Origin of the sequence: Acidovorax sp. SDU_ACID1, assembly GCF_045291395.1 — a bacterium.
Taxonomy (GTDB): Bacteria; Pseudomonadota; Gammaproteobacteria; order Burkholderiales; family Burkholderiaceae_C; genus MR-S7.
On the sequence record NZ_CP152342.1, the window covers coordinates 2,505,833 to 2,519,568 of the forward strand.

The 13,736-nt window shown below is 70.6% G+C and carries 12 protein-coding genes and 1 pseudogene; 5 read left to right on the plus strand and 8 right to left on the minus strand.

Annotation, left to right across the window (positions count from 1 at the left end):
• Positions 1 to 55 precede the first annotated feature (55 nt).
• Together AAG689_RS12370 and hpaI are read left to right on the plus strand one after the other, a co-directional pair.
• Complete coding sequence (locus AAG689_RS12370) at positions 56 to 1,525, plus strand: NAD-dependent succinate-semialdehyde dehydrogenase (protein ID WP_406626197.1); 1,470 nt, start codon at positions 56 to 58, stop codon at positions 1,523 to 1,525.
• A gap of 2 nt (positions 1,526 to 1,527) precedes the next feature.
• Entirely contained in the window at positions 1,528 to 2,331 is an 804-nt protein-coding gene (gene hpaI, locus AAG689_RS12375) for a 4-hydroxy-2-oxoheptanedioate aldolase (RefSeq protein ID WP_406626198.1), read from the plus strand.
• Between the two features lie 6 nt (positions 2,332 to 2,337).
• Here hpaI and AAG689_RS12380 read toward each other — a convergent pair whose 3' ends face one another.
• The 5 genes and pseudogenes from AAG689_RS12380 to AAG689_RS12400 form a co-directional block, all read right to left on the minus strand.
• The gene (locus AAG689_RS12380; RefSeq protein ID WP_406626199.1) at positions 2,338 to 4,329 is read right to left on the minus strand and encodes a TonB-dependent receptor domain-containing protein; all 1,992 of its coding nucleotides are present in this window, start codon (positions 4,327 to 4,329) and stop codon (positions 2,338 to 2,340) included.
• Positions 4,330 to 4,448: 119 nt separating this feature from the next.
• Positions 4,449 to 4,781 (minus strand): DUF3325 family protein, encoded by a 333-nt coding sequence (locus AAG689_RS12385; RefSeq protein ID WP_406626200.1) that lies wholly within the window; start codon positions 4,779 to 4,781, stop codon positions 4,449 to 4,451.
• A complete protein-coding gene (locus tag AAG689_RS12390; protein ID WP_406626201.1) occupies positions 4,778 to 6,433 on the minus strand; it encodes a PepSY-associated TM helix domain-containing protein in 1,656 nt (551 codons plus the stop codon). The genes AAG689_RS12385 and AAG689_RS12390 overlap by 4 nt, the downstream gene beginning before the upstream one ends.
• Before the next feature lie 61 nt (positions 6,434 to 6,494).
• Positions 6,495 to 6,824 carry a DUF3649 domain-containing protein gene (locus AAG689_RS12395; protein ID WP_406626202.1) on the minus strand — a complete coding sequence of 110 codons (330 nt, stop codon included), beginning with the start codon at positions 6,822 to 6,824 and terminating at the stop codon, positions 6,495 to 6,497.
• A gap of 201 nt (positions 6,825 to 7,025) precedes the next feature.
• Positions 7,026 to 8,496: pseudogene (locus tag AAG689_RS12400) on the minus strand (PLP-dependent aminotransferase family protein).
• Between the two features lie 72 nt (positions 8,497 to 8,568).
• Here AAG689_RS12400 and AAG689_RS12405 point away from each other — a divergent pair.
• Entirely contained in the window at positions 8,569 to 9,210 is a 642-nt protein-coding gene (locus AAG689_RS12405) for an FMN-binding negative transcriptional regulator (protein WP_406626203.1), read from the plus strand.
• Here the strand turns inward: AAG689_RS12405 and AAG689_RS12410 are convergent.
• Both AAG689_RS12410 and pmbA read right to left on the minus strand, forming a co-directional pair.
• Positions 9,173 to 10,066: an EamA family transporter gene (locus tag AAG689_RS12410; RefSeq protein ID WP_406626204.1), complete on the minus strand. Its 894-nt coding sequence runs from the start codon at positions 10,064 to 10,066 to the stop codon at positions 9,173 to 9,175. The genes AAG689_RS12405 and AAG689_RS12410 overlap by 38 nt on opposite strands.
• Positions 10,063 to 11,448, minus strand: coding sequence for a metalloprotease PmbA (pmbA, locus tag AAG689_RS12415; protein WP_406626205.1), 1,386 nt, complete (start codon positions 11,446 to 11,448; stop codon positions 10,063 to 10,065). Before pmbA ends, AAG689_RS12410 begins: the two co-directional genes overlap by 4 nt.
• A 40-nt stretch (positions 11,449 to 11,488) precedes the next feature.
• On the opposite strand from pmbA, the gene yjgA reads away from it, so the two are divergent.
• The gene (yjgA, locus tag AAG689_RS12420) at positions 11,489 to 12,151 is read left to right on the plus strand and encodes a ribosome biogenesis factor YjgA (protein WP_020227588.1); all 663 of its coding nucleotides are present in this window, start codon (positions 11,489 to 11,491) and stop codon (positions 12,149 to 12,151) included.
• Positions 12,144 to 12,734, plus strand: coding sequence for a molybdopterin adenylyltransferase (mog, locus tag AAG689_RS12425; protein ID WP_406626206.1), 591 nt, complete (start codon positions 12,144 to 12,146; stop codon positions 12,732 to 12,734). Before yjgA ends, mog begins: the two co-directional genes overlap by 8 nt.
• A gap of 57 nt (positions 12,735 to 12,791) precedes the next feature.
• Here the strand turns inward: mog and AAG689_RS12430 are convergent, their stop codons facing one another.
• Positions 12,792 to 13,616, minus strand: coding sequence for an undecaprenyl-diphosphate phosphatase (locus tag AAG689_RS12430; RefSeq protein WP_034690161.1), 825 nt, complete (start codon positions 13,614 to 13,616; stop codon positions 12,792 to 12,794).
• Positions 13,617 to 13,736 lie beyond the last annotated feature (120 nt).

Here is a 13,736-nt window from a genome sequence, read left to right on the forward strand (position 1 = left end):
ATAGCTGCTTGCGCTTTACCATCAAGCGCTGGCGGCTGATTTGACTCATAACGCCATGCCGCTCACCCTCACCCGCACCGACCTGATTCGCAGCGCCAACTTCATCGGCGGCGCCTGGAGCGCCACGCCCACCGCACGCCTGGCCGTCACCGACCCGGCCACCGGCGACGTCATCACAGAAGTGCACGACAGCGGCGCTCCAGAGGCCTGCGCCGCGCTGGACGCCGCCCACAACGCCTTTCCGGCATGGCGCAAGGTGCCGGCCAAGCAGCGTGCGGCGATCGTCAAGCGCTGGAATGACCTCGTGCTGGCGCACCAGGACGACCTGGGCAAGCTGATCTCCCTCGAACAGGGCAAGCCCCTGGCCGAGGGCAAGGGCGAGGTGGCCTATGCCGCGAGCTACATCGAATGGTTCGGCGAACAGGCCACGCGCATGAACGGCGAGGTCATCCCCGCGCCGCTGCCCGGCCGGCGCATGTTCGCGCTGCGCGAGCCCGTGGGCGTGGTGGCCGCGATCACGCCGTGGAACTTTCCCGCCGCGATGATCGCGCGCAAGATCGCGCCCGCGCTGGCCGCAGGCTGCACCGTGGTCTGCAAGCCCGCCGAGGACACGCCGCTCACCTCGCTCGCGCTGGTGCTGCTCGCGCACGAGGCGGGCGTGCCGCCCGGCGTGCTCAACATCGTCACCGCCTCGCGCGAGAAGACGCCCGAGGTGGTGAACGTGTGGCTCGACGATGCGCGCGTGCGCAAGATCACCTTCACCGGCTCCACGCCCGTGGGCAAGCACCTCGCGCGCCGCAGCGCCGACACGCTCAAGAAGCTCTCGCTGGAGCTGGGCGGCAATGCGCCCTTCATCGTGTTCGACGACGCCGACGTGGATGCCGCCGTCGAAGGCTTCATGGCCGCCAAGTTCCGCAACGGCGGCCAGACCTGCGTGTGCCCCAACCGCGTGTTCGTGCACCGCGCGGTGTTCGATGCCTTCGCCAGCAAGCTCGCCGCGCGCGTGGGTGCGCTGAAGGTGGGCCCCGCGAGCGACCCCGCCTCGCAGATCGGCCCCATGATCAACGACCGCGCGGTGGAGAAGATCGAGCGCCACGTGCAGGACGCCGTCGCCAAGGGCGCCAAGGTGCTCACCGGCGGCAAGCGCCTGCCGGAGCTGGGCGCCACCTACTACGCGCCCACCGTGCTCGCGGGTGCCGATGCGTCCATGCAATGCGCGTGCGAGGAAACCTTCGGCCCCGTCGCGCCGCTGACCGTGTTCGACGATGAGGCCGAGGTGATCCAGGCCGCCAACGACACGCCCTTCGGCCTCGCCGCCTACTTCTACAGCCAGGACGTGCGCCGCATCTGGCGCGTGGCCGATGCGCTCGAATCCGGCATCGTCGGCATCAACGAAGGCGCCATCTCGGCCGAGGCCGCGCCCTTCGGCGGCGTGAAGGAGTCGGGCTACGGGCGCGAGGGATCGACCCACGGGCTCGACGACTACTTGCACATCAAGTACGTCTGCCAAGGCCAACTGGACTGAACATGCCCGCACACAACCCCTTCAAAGCCGCGCTGGCCGCTAAACAGGCGCAGATCGGCCTGTGGCTCTCCATGGCCGACCCGTACCTGGCCGAAGCCGCCGCCACCTGCGGCTACGACTGGCTGCTGATCGACGGCGAGCATGCCCCCAACGACCTGCGCAGCACCCTGGCTGCGCTGCAGGCCATGGCGCCCGACCCCGGCCAGCCCGTGGTGCGCGTGGTGGAGGGCAGCACCGCCCTCATCAAGCAGATGCTGGACATCGGCGCGAAATCGCTGCTGGTGCCCATGGTCGATACGCCAAGCCAAGCCCGCGACATCGTCGCCGCCACGCAGTACCCGCCCAAGGGCGTGCGCGGCGTGGGCAGCGCCGTGGGGCGCGCGTCGCGCTGGAGCAGCCGCGCCGACTACCTGGCCGTGGCCGACGACGAGGTCTGCCTGCTGGTGCAGGCCGAGACCGTCACCGCGCTCGGCAACCTGGAGGCCATCTGCGCGGTGGACGGCGTGCACGGCGTATTCATCGGCCCGGCGGACCTCGCCGCGTCGATGGGCCACCGGGGCAACCCCGGCCACCCCGAGGTGCAGGCCGCCATCGAGGGCGCGATGAAGACCATCATCGCCAGCGGCAAGGCCGCGGGCACGCTCACGTCGGACCCGGCGCTCGCCCAGCGCTACCTCGACCTGGGCTGCACCTTCGTGGCCGTGGGCGTGGACGTGCTCATGTTCGCCAACGCGGCGCGCAAGCTGCGCACCCAGTTCGCGGGCGCCGCCGTGGCCGCGCCGGGCGCGCCCGGCGCAGCGTACTGAACGGCCTCAGAAATCGGCGGTCAAGCCCACGTACAGGCGCCGGCCGTCGAGGGTCTTGCCGTAGTCCGCGATGCTCACTTCCTTGTCCAGCAGGTTGTAGAAGCCGCCGAACAGGCGCAGGTTCTTGTTCACCTGGTAGGTGGCGCCCAGGTCCACCAGCGTGTAGGCCGGCAGCTGGCTGGTGCCGCCGTCGATGGTCTTGCCCTTGTAGCGCGCCTTGCCCCAGAGCTTGAGCGGGCCGGTCACGCTCCAGTCCGCGCCCAGGTTCAGCATGTGGCGCGGCAGGTTGTTCAGGGGCTTGCCCACGTCGGCGCCGCTCTTGATCTCGCTGTCGGTGAAGGTGTAGGACGTGGACAGCCGCACCGCGCCCAGCGGCATGCTCAGCGAGGCCTCCAGCCCGGTCAGGTCGGCGGAGCTGACGTTCACGTACTGGTTGATGCGCTGGCGCGTCTCGCCGTTGTAGTGGCAGTCGGGCGCCGAGGCGGGGCTGGTGCAGATGGTCTGCGTGCTGATCTTGTCCTTGTAGCTGGTGCGGTAGACCGTCACGCCGGCGTTGGCGCCTTCGGGCGAAGTCCAGTTCAGGCCGATCTCGTAGTTGGTGCTCTTCTCGGGCTTGAGGTCCTTGTTGCCCATGTCCCACGCGGCGCCGCGCGCGGCGATCTCGACGATGTTGTCGTCGGCCTGCTTGAGCGTGGGCGCCTTGTAGCCGCCGCTGACGCCGCCCTTGAGCACGAACTCGGGCGTCAGGCGGTACACCCCGTACAGGCGCGGAATCCACTCGCTGCCGTAGTGCTCGTTGCGGTCGTAGCGCAGGCCGCCGACCACGGAGAGCTGGTCGTTCAGGAAGTATTCGTCCTCCGCGAACAGCGCCATCTGCCAGCGCGACAGGTCGGTCATGCGCGAGCCGGGGAAGCGGCTCGCGTCGTGGTTGGTGCTCTCCTTCTTGTACTCGCCGCCGAACGAGAGCATGTGGCTGCCCAGCGGCAGCACTGTCTTGGTGTTTGCGAAGGTGGCGGCGTACTCGGAATAGTTGCTGCCGTTGGTGATCTCCACCTCCTCGCGCGTGACGAAGGAGCTGGTGCGCGCCCCCGCGCCCCAGTCCACGTCGTGCGTCAGCGCGAAGTAGTCGCGCTCGTTGTTCACCGAACCGGCCGCGCCGGTGCGCGCCGTGCGCGTGTTGTCGCTCTCGCCGTGCGTCGCCTCCAGGCCCAGCGTCTGGGCGCCGGTGAGCTTCCAGGCCAGCTTGGCCGTGAGGTCCTTGCGCTCCTTGGCGGCGTAGCCGCCGGTGAAGCCGTCCTCGCTGCGCTGGAAGCGCGAGCCGTACAGCGTGAGGCCCAGGCGGTCGGAGACGATGGGGCCGCTCAGGTAGAAGCGCTCCTGGTGCTCGCCGCCCGCGTCCGAGCGCTCCTGCACCACGCCGTCCACGGTGACGCTGCCGGTCCAGGCGCTGGCCACCTTCTTGGTGATGATGTTGATCACGCCGCCGAGCGCGCTCGATCCGTAGAGCGACGACATCGGCCCGCGGATGACCTCGATGCGCTCGATGGCCGAGACGGGCGGCAGCCAGCCCACCTGCGTGGCGCTGCCGAAGCCGTTGTAGTACGCCTGCGAGGACGAGCCCAGCGGCTTGCCGTCGACGAGGAACAGCACGTAGTCCTCGCCCAGCCCGCGCATGTAGACCTGCGTGGACTCGATCTTGCCGCCCGCGCCGCCCTCGATGGAGATGCCGGGAATGTCCTGCAGCGCGTCGGTCACGTCGCGGTAGCGCTTGCCTTCGAGCTGCTCCTGCGTGACCACGGTGATGGACGCGGGCGCGTCCGACAGCGCCTGCTCGTAGCCCGTGGCGGTCACCACCACGGCGGACAGCTTGGCCTCGGGCTGCGCGGCGCCGGCCTGGGCCTGCGCCCACGAGGCCGCGCCGCCCGCGAGCACGCCGGCCGCCAGGCGTGCGGCCCAGTGCATGCGCGATGGAGGGAAAGGGCTGGAAATCGAATGCATGGAGTCTCCTGTGGATGAACAAGCCGCGCGCAGGGCGTGCGCGGCCCGGCCCCGCGCGCGAAGCCTGGGGTGGAAGGGCCTTCCCGCGCCCCGGGGGCGCAGGAAAGCCGGCGGAAAAGTCAGAGCGGAAGGGAGAGCAGCGCGGCCAGCAGCCCCGCGGCGCCGGCCGCGGGCGCCGCACGCCGCGCCGCATGGGGCGCATAGGTGAGCAGCAGCCCCAGCGCCAGTGCGGCGAAGGTCAGCAGGCCCAGCCACGCCGTGACCGCCACCGATGCGTTCCAGTGCACGAGGCACGGCAGCAGCGAGGCGGCCAGCAGGCCGTAGCCGCCCGCGCGCCAGGCCAGCGCACGGCCCTGCGGTGCGAGCCGCAGGTCGTCCCCGTGCCGCTCCATCGACGCGGCAATGGCGGTGAAGGCCGCGAAGGCCAGGAACAGGGCGGACCAGGCCATCATTGCGCCCGCTCCCAGGCCTGCGCCTTCACGGCCACGCCGCCGGTGGCGGGTGCCGCCGCGCGCGGCGCGGGCTTTGCGGCGGGCTTTCCGCGCAGCAGCCACCAGACCACCCAGCCGTGCAACGCGGCCAGCGCCAGCATGGTCAGGTCGAACCCGGCGATGCTCCACTGCCCGTGCGGAACGCTCTGCGCGAGCGAGGCGCCGCCCGTCAGCGGGTTGAGCACCGGCAGCAGCGCGAACAGCAGCGCGGCCAGCAGCATCTGCTCCAGCCACGCGCGGCGGTGCGTGCGCACCAACGGGTGCAGCAGGCACAGCAGCCAGGCGATGAAGAAGCCGCGGATCTCCCAGTCGCCGCGCGCCTCCAGCCCCGCGGGCAGCAGCCGGTTCATCCAGAAATACGCGGCCGTGGCGACCGACAGGCCGGCGATGGAGCCCACGTTGAGCACTTCCACCAGCCGGTGGCCGAACGGCGTGCGCCCGAGCTTGCGGCGCTCGGGCAGCCGCTTGACCACCCACAGCACCATGCCCGTGGCCGCCATCACCGTGCCGACCACGCCGGAGAGAAACAGCAGCCAGCGCACGGCGGGCTCGGCGAAGCGGCCCAGGTGCACGCCCGTCACCACGTTGCTCGTGGCGCGCACCCACGAGGGCGCGGCCGGCTCGGGCCGATCGCGCATCCGGCCCGTGGCGCCGTCGAACAGCAGCGTGCGCGCCTGGCCGCGGTTGGCCAGGCTCTCGCCGCCGCCCTCGCGCAGCTCGATGGTGGCGCGCGGCGTGCCGGGCGCGTTCACCGTGATGCTGCCCACGCCGTGCACGGGCCAGCGCTGCGCGGCCTCGGCCATCAGCGGCGCGACGGGTGCCAGCGCCGCGGCCCCGGCCTCCTGCCTGCCCCCGCGCTGGCGCTCGCCCTGCGTCGTTGCCTGCGGGCGGGCGCCGCGCACTTCGGCGAAATAGGCGTTCGTGTCGCCGCCGTAGATGGCCTGGATGCCCCAGGGCATGAGCATGAACATCAGCAGCACCAGGCCGCTGAAGGTGATGACGAGGTGGAACGGCAGCGCCAGCACGGCCGTGGCGTTGTGCGCGTCGAGCCACGAGCGCTGGCCCTTCTTGGGGCGGAAGGTGAAGAAGTCCGTGAAGATCTTCTTGTGCGTGATGACGCCGCTGAGGATGGCCACGAACATGAACATGGTGGCGATGCCCACGATCCAGCGGCCCCACACGCGCGGCATGGCGTACAGCTCGAAGTGGAAGCGGTAGAGGAAGGCGCCGCCGCGCGTCTCGCGCGGCTCGATGCGCTCGCCTGTGGCGGCGTCCAGCGTGGCGCGCTTGAGCCCGGCGCGGCCCTGCGCGGCCCCCGGCTCGCGCCAGGAGGCTTCCACCGCCGTCTGGCGCGGGCCGGGCAGCGAGAGCGTCCAGGTGGTGGCCTCGGGCGCGATGCGCTGCATGGCGTCCAGCGCGCGCTGCGCCGTCTCGGGGCCGGGCACGGAGACGTGCAGTTCGGGCCGCATCCAGTCGTCGATCTCGTCGCGGAAATAGCTCAGCGTGCCGGTGAAGAACACGGCGTAGAGCAGCCAGCCCAGCAGCAGGCCGCTCCAGGTATGCAGCCACGACATGGACTGCCGCAGCCCCTCGGGCTTGCCGTCGGGCCTCATTGCTTAACCTCCGTGCTTTGCACTGCGGTGCGAGCCCCCTTCGGAACGGCCGGGCGGGGGCTCATGCCATCCCCCCGCGCTGCAGCCACCAGGCGGCCAGTGCCAGCACCGCGCCGGGCAGGCACACGCCCGCCCATGCGCGCCAGGCGCTGGCGCAGCCGAATGCCCACATCGCCGCCACGGCGTGGACGATGAAGGCCAGCAGGGTCGAGGCCAGCGCCGCGTCGGCGCGCGGCATGCCCAGCCCGGCCATCGCATGCGCGCCCACCGCCGCGCCCGCCGCCGCGAGCAGGTAGCCGCCGGCCACGGCGGCGACGGTGCGCGAAGCTACCGCCGCGCGGTAGCGCCGCAGCGAGGGCGGCGGCTTGGCTGCCGGTGCAAGGGAAACCATCCGTTCGGTCCTTTCTGGCGCCTTTCCGTAGTGCCGGAAGGCGCTTTGTCAAAAACGGTAATGATAATAATTTTTATTACCTATTTTGAGGACTATCAAAAATGGAGCTGGCCACGCTTGTCCAGCAATGGTTTCAGAAGGGTTTTCTATCGAAGTCCAGTGGCAGCAAGCGCAGCCAGCTCTCTTTTTTGCGCATCGCCCTCACGCGGCAGCCCCGGCGATGACGGCTGCCAGCCGCCGCGCGGCCTCCGCGACCTGCTCCGCCGGGAACGCCCCCAGGCCCAGCACCAGCCCCGGCCGGCCGCTGCCGGGCGCATACATCGGCGACAGCGGGCGCACCGCCACGCCGGCCCGCACGGCCTGGAGGGCGACCGCCCGGTCGTCGATGCGCGGCGCCAGCCACAGCACGCAGTGCATGCCCTGGTCGCTCGGCTGCAGCCATGCCAGGCCGCCGGGCAGCGCCTCCTGCAGGATCTGCAACAGCTGGGCCCTGCTCTGCGCATAGACGCCCCGGATGCGCCGGATGTGCCGGTCCAGGTGCCCTTCTGCGATGAAGGCGGCCAGCACGTGCTGGTCGGCGCTGGGCGGGTGCCGGTCCATGAGCGCGCGGGCGCCGCGGAACGCCTGCACGAGCGCGGGCGGCACGACGGCATAGCCGAGCCGCAGCGAGGGAAAGAGGATCTTGCTGAAAGTGCCCAGGTAGACCACCCGCCCGGGGTCCAGCCCTTGCAGCGAGGGAAACGGGTGGCCCGTGTAGCGCAGCTCGCTGTCGTAGTCGTCCTCCACGATCCACGCCGAGCGGGCGCGCGCCCAGTCCAGCAGCGCGTTGCGCCGCGCCATGCCCATGGGCATGCCCAGAGGGTACTGGTGCGACGGCGTGACGAACGCGGCGCGGGCGCCGGGGCACAGGCGCAGGCCGGCCGCGATGTCGATGCCCTCCTCGTCCACGGGCACGCGCACCCTCCGTCCGGGCGCCAACGCGTCCAGGAGGGCCGTGATGCCCAGATAGGCGGGGTTCTCCACCCAGGCGCAATCGTCCTGCCCCAGCAGCACCATGCAGGCGAGGAACAGGCCCTGCTGCGTACCCGTGGTGACGATGACCTGCTCCGCGCCGCAGTGCACGGAGCGCGACCGCCGGACGTAGTCGGCAATGGCCTCCCGCAGCGGCAGCGCGCCCTGGGGGTCGCCATAGCCGCCGGGCGCGCCCGCGCCATGGGCGCGGATGCGGTTGCCCAGGCGGCGCCACGCCAGGCCGGGCGCCGCCATGCCCACGGGCACAGAGACGGCGAACGGCACGGGCGGAAGCGGCGTGAACTGCGAGGCCACCCGGGCGAATGCCTCCGCCGCAGGCGGCAGCGGGGGCAGCGGCATGCCGCGCGCCGCCCCTTGCGCGGCACGCCCGCCAAAGACGGCGCGACCTGCGTGCCCACGCCGGGGCACGACACCAGGAAGCCCTCGGCCATCAGCTGCTCGTACACCTGGACCACCGTGCCGCGGGCGATGCCCAGGGATTCGGCCAGCGCGCGCGTCGACGGCAGGGACTCCCCGGCTGCAGCCCGCCGCCCTTCACCGCGTCGCGCAGCTTCTGCGCCAGCTGGCGCCCCAGCGCGCCGGCGCTGCGGTCGAGCGGGCCGATGGCGGGAATCTGCGGCGTCTTGGCGGTGCGCGGCATGCGTTGTGGTCCACGAAAATAAAGTGAAACTGGTACACCTTCCTGAACCAGGATAGACGAACAATCGCCGCCATGTACACCCCCGCCCACTTCGAAGAATCCCGCCCCGAGGTCCTGCACGGCCTCATCGCCCGGCACCCCATGGGCACCCTGGTCACCCACGGCGCCAAGGGCCTGGACGCCAACCACCTGCCGTTCGAACTGCGCGCGCAGGAAGGCACGCAGGGCGTGCTGCACTGCCACGTGGCGCGTGCCAACACCGTGTGGCAGGAACTGGTCAATGGCGACGAGGTGCTCGTGATCTTCCGCGCGGGCGACGCCTACATCTCGCCGCAGTGGTATCCGAGCAAGCAGGAACTGCACAGGCAGGTGCCCACCTGGAACTACCTCGTGGCCCACGCCCACGGGCGCGTCACCATCCGCGACGACGAGCGCTACGTGCGCGGCATGGTGGGCCGCCTCACCCGCACGCACGAGGCCGGCCAGCCCGTGCCCTGGAAGATGACGGATGCGCCCCAGGACTTCATCGACACGCTGCTCCAGGCCATCGTCGGCATCGAGATCGAGATCACCCGCCTGGAGGGCAAGGCCAAGCTGAGCCAGAACAAGGAAGCGCGCGACATCCAGGGCGCGGGCGAGGCGCTCGCCGCCCGCGGCGAGCGCCTGGTGGGCGAGGCTATGCTCGCCGCCGCCAGCGCCCGCCGAACTGGTTGACCACCATGCCCAGCAGCACGCCCGCCGTGCCCAGCCACTGCAGCGCCGAGGGCCGCTCGCCCAGCAGCAGCAGGGCCGAGAGCAGCCCCACCACCGGCACCAGCAGCGACAGCGGCGCCACGGTGCTGGCCGGGTAGCGCTGCAGCAGGCGCGTCCACAGGCCGTAACCCACCAGGGTGGAGAGGCCCGCGAGGTAGCCCACCACGGCCAGCTCGCGCCAGCCGAAGGCGGCGAGCTGCGCGGCCATGTCTCCCTCCAGCCACGCCGAGAGCAGCAGCAGCGGCACCACGGGGAACAGGCTGCTCCACACGATGAAGGGCACGGGCTCGTAGGGGCCATGGCGCGCCGCGTGGCGCGTGAGCAGGTTGGAAGTGGCCCACAGCGCCGCCGCGCCCACGGTCATCAGGAAGCCGGCCAGCGTCATGTCCCGCGCCGAATCGCCATGCGCGCTGCCGATGGCCAGCAGCCCCAGCGTGGCGACGGCCAAACCCCACCACTGCCAGCGCTGCGGGCGCTCGCCCAGCAGCGCGGCGGCCAGCAGCAGCGTGATGAACGCCTGCGTCTGCAGCACCACCGAGGCCATGCCCGCCGGCATGCCCAGGCGCATGCCGGTGAACAGCAGGCCGAACTGTCCCACGCCCTGCGCCAGCCCGTAGGCGGCCAGCAGGCTCCACGGCAGGTTGCGCGGGCGCGGCACGAACAGCAGCAGCGGCAGCGACGCGGCGATGAAGCGCAGCGCGCACAGCAGCAGGGGCGAGAGCGTGGCCAGCCCCCACTTCATGACGACGAAGTTCAGCCCCCAGATCACGACCACGACGAGGGCCTTGGCCCAGTCCGGCCGCGCAAGCGCGCTCAACTGCCCGCCACCTTCATGCGGTTGACGAGGATGGAGCCGACGGTTTTCGCGCCGTAGTTGTAGGCGTCGGCGCCCACAGCCTCGATGCCCAGCAGCATGTCCTTGAGGTTGCCGGCGATGGTGATCTCGTGCACCGGGTAGGCGATGCGGCCGTTCTCCACCCAGAAGCCGCTCGCGCCGCGCGAGTAGTCGCCCGTCACGTAGTTCACGCCCTGGCCCATGAGCTCGATGACGAACAGGCCCGTGCCGAGCTTGCGCAGCATCGCATCGAGGTCGTCGCCCGCCCACGTGAGCCGCGAGGTGAGCGTGAGGTTGTGCGAGCCGCCCGCGTTGCCCGTGGTCTTCATGCCGAGCTTGCGTGCCGAGTAGGTGCTGAGGAAGTAGCCCTCCACCCGCCCGCCATCGACCACCTGGCGCGGTGCGACGCGCACGCCCTCCTCGTCGAACGGAGAGCTGCCCTTGCCGCCTAGGATGAACGGGTCCTCGCGCACGTCGATGTGCTTGGCGAAAACCTGCTTGCCCAGCGCATCGACGAGGAAGCTGCTCTTGCGGTAGAGCGCGCCGCCGCTCACGGCCTGCACGAAGCCGCCCAGCAGCCCGGCGGCCAGGGGCGACTCGAACAGCACGGGGCATTCGGTGGTGGCGATCTTGCGGCTGCCCAGGCGGGAGAGCGCCCGCTCGGCGGCGTAGCGGCCCACGGCGGCAGGGGCGGCCAGCTCGCGCGCGTCGCGCATGGAGCTGTACCAGGCGTCGCGCTGCATCTCGGCGTTGCGGCCGGGCAGCGAGGCGATCGGCGCCACCGAGACGCTGTGGCGCGAGCTGGCGTAGCCGCCGCGAAAGCCGCGCGTGTGCGCGCTGAAGAAGTGGCTCTGCTGCGCCGAGACGCCCGCGCCCTCGCTGTTGGTCACGCGCTTGTGGGTCTTGAAGGCCGCCTCCTCGCATTCGAGCGCTAGGCGCGCAGCCTCTTCGCTGGTGATGGGCCAGGGGTGGAACAGTTGCAGATCGCGGTGCTCCGCCTGGGGCGCGATGTCGGCCTCGTCGGGCAACCCGGCCACGGGGTCTTCGGCCGTGAAGCGGGCGATGTCGTAGGCGGCCTGCACGGTGCGCTGCACTGCGGCGGGCGAGAAATCGGACGTGCTCGCGTTGCCGCGCCGCTTGCCCACGTAGACGGTCACGCCCAGCGACTTGTCGCGGTTGCGCTCCACCGTCTCCAGTGCGCCCTTGCGCACGTTGACCGACAGGCCGCAGCCTTCGGACGCATCGGCGCCGGCGTCGGTGGCGCCGAGCTTCTTGGCGTGCCGCAGGGCCTGATCGACGAGGTCTTCAAAGAAATCGCGGGAGTAGCTGAAGCCGCTTTCAGGCTCGGAGACGGGTGTATTCATAGCGGCGGCTATGATACCGGCCCCTTCCGCGAGCAAACCCATGTCACGCAAACCCAAAAAAGGCTATTACGTGAAGGGCCACTTCGTTGCCGAGGGCAGCGAGCTGGACCTTCAGCTCAAGGCCGAACTCAAAGGCACGTCGGAATCGAGCAAGACCGACCTCAAGCGCGAAAGCGAGGCCCTGCAGTCGCTGGGCCAGGCGCTGCTCACGCTGCGCGGCGACCTGTTCGCGCGCCTGGAACTGCCCGAGAAGCTGCAGGAGGCGCTGGCTGAAGCCAAGCGCATCACCAACTTCGAAGGCAAGCGCCGGCAGATGCAGTTCGTCGGCAAGCTGATGCGCAAGCTGGAGGACGCGCAGCGGGACGCCATCCACGCCGCGCTGGACGAGCAGCAGAACGGCTCGGCCGCCGAGAAGCTGGCGCTGCACCAGGCCGAGCACTGGCGCGACCGGCTCATCGCCGACGACGGCGCGCTCGCCCAGTGGCTGGAGCAGTTCCCGCGTACCGACACGCAGCAGATCCGCGCGCTGATCCGCCAGGCGCGCAAGGACGCTCCCGCCGCACACGATGCCAAGGTGGCCGAATCGCAGGGTCTGGCCCCGCGCAAGGGCCGCGCCTACCGCGAGCTGTTCCAGCTCGTTCGCGAGCAGATGCAGGATGCCGCCGAGCTGGCGGCCCATGAGGAGCGACAAGCCGATGCCTGACACGCTGCCCCCGCCCGAGCCGGTCAAGATCGGCATCGTCTCCATCAGCGACCGCGCGAGCGGCGGCGTCTACGAGGACAAGGGCCTGCCCGCACTCAACGACTGGCTGGGGCGCGCGCTGCACAACCCCATCGCCTTCGAGCCGCGCCTGATCCCCGACGAGCAGGCCACCATCAGCACCACGCTCATCGAACTGGTCGATGCCGGCTGCAGCCTCGTGCTGACCACCGGCGGCACCGGCCCCGCGCTGCGCGACGTGACGCCCGAGGCCACGCTGGCCGTGGCCGACAAGGAAATGCCCGGCTTCGGCGAGCAGATGCGCCAGATCAGCCTGCGCTTCGTTCCCACGGCCATCCTCTCGCGCCAGGTTGCCGTGATCCGGGGCCAGTGCCTCATCATCAACCTGCCGGGCCAGCCCAAGGCCATTGCCGAGACGCTCGAAGGCCTGCCGGATACGCCCGGTATCTTCGCGGCCGTGCCCTACTGCATCGACCTGCTCAAAGGGCCGTACCTGGAAACGCGCGCCGCCGTGTGCAAGGCCTTCCGGCCCAAGACGGCCGTGCGGCACGTGCGGCCGGATTGATAGTTAAATCGGCCTCCAGCGCTTGCCTGGCAAGCGCTGGCAGCTATCGTTTTTGAATCAATCCGCCCAGGTCACCACGCCCGACCACGCGGTCAGCAGCACCACCACGCCGAACACGATGCGGTAGTAGGCGAACGGCACGAAGCTGTGGCTGCTGATGTAGCGCAGCAGCCAGCGCACGCACAGCCAGGCGCTGATGAACGAGAACACCAGCCCCACCGCGAACAGCGGCACGTCGGCCGCCGACAGCAGCGCGCGCTCCTTGTAGAGGCTGTAGACGCCCGCGCCGATCAGCGTGGGAATGGCCAGGAAGAACGAATAGTCCGTCGCCGCCTTGCGCGACAGCCCCAGCAGCATGCCGCCGATGATGGTGGCGCCGCTGCGGCTGGTGCCCGGCACCATCGCTAGGCACTGCACCAGGCCCACCTTCAGCGCGTCCATCGGCCCCATGTCGTCCACCGACTGGATGCGCACGGCGGTCTGCTGGCGCCGCTCGGCCCACAGGATGATGAAGCCGCCGACGATGAAGGTGCTGGCCACCACCACGGGCGTGAACAGGTGCGCCTTGATCGCCTTGCCCAGCAGCAGCCCCAGCACCACGGCGGGCACGAAGCCGATGAGCACGTTCAGCGCGAAGCGCTGCGCCTGGCGCTGCGTGGGCAGGGCCACCAGCGTATCGCGGATGCGCTGCCAGTAGACGAGGATGACGGCGAAGATCGCGCCGGTCTGGATGGCGATGTCGAAGACCTTGGCCTTGGCATCGTCGAAACCGAGCAGCGCGCCGGCGAGGATCAGGTGGCCTGTGGAGGAGATGGGAAGGAATTCGGTCAGGCCCTCGACCACGCCCATGACGGCGGCCTTGGCAAGCAAAAGAAGATCCACGCGGGTGTCCTGAGAAAACGGCAAGAGCGCGGATTATCCATTCCCACCCCCGCGAAAGCGTCTCGCACGGCCCTGGCGCCGTTCGTCGCAAGGCGGTGGCGGGGCCGGCGGCGCGCGCGC

Bases quoted from the DNA above. Each gene is read 5' to 3' on its own strand.
- AAG689_RS12370 (WP_406626197.1), top strand. From the start codon at position 56: ATGCCGCTCACCCTCACCCGCACCGACCTGATTCGCAGCGCCAACTTC.
- hpaI (WP_406626198.1), top strand. From the start codon at position 1,528: ATGCCCGCACACAACCCCTTCAAAGCCGCGCTGGCCGCTAAACAGGCG.
- AAG689_RS12380 (WP_406626199.1), bottom strand. From the start codon at position 4,329: ATGCATTCGATTTCCAGCCCTTTCCCTCCATCGCGCATGCACTGGGCC.
- AAG689_RS12385 (WP_406626200.1), bottom strand. From the start codon at position 4,781: ATGATGGCCTGGTCCGCCCTGTTCCTGGCCTTCGCGGCCTTCACCGCC.
- AAG689_RS12390 (WP_406626201.1), bottom strand. From the start codon at position 6,433: ATGAGGCCCGACGGCAAGCCCGAGGGGCTGCGGCAGTCCATGTCGTGG.
- AAG689_RS12395 (WP_406626202.1), bottom strand. From the start codon at position 6,824: ATGGTTTCCCTTGCACCGGCAGCCAAGCCGCCGCCCTCGCTGCGGCGC.
- AAG689_RS12405 (WP_406626203.1), top strand. From the start codon at position 8,569: ATGTACACCCCCGCCCACTTCGAAGAATCCCGCCCCGAGGTCCTGCAC.
- pmbA (WP_406626205.1), bottom strand. From the start codon at position 11,448: ATGAATACACCCGTCTCCGAGCCTGAAAGCGGCTTCAGCTACTCCCGC.
- yjgA (WP_020227588.1), top strand. From the start codon at position 11,489: ATGTCACGCAAACCCAAAAAAGGCTATTACGTGAAGGGCCACTTCGTT.
- mog (WP_406626206.1), top strand. From the start codon at position 12,144: ATGCCTGACACGCTGCCCCCGCCCGAGCCGGTCAAGATCGGCATCGTC.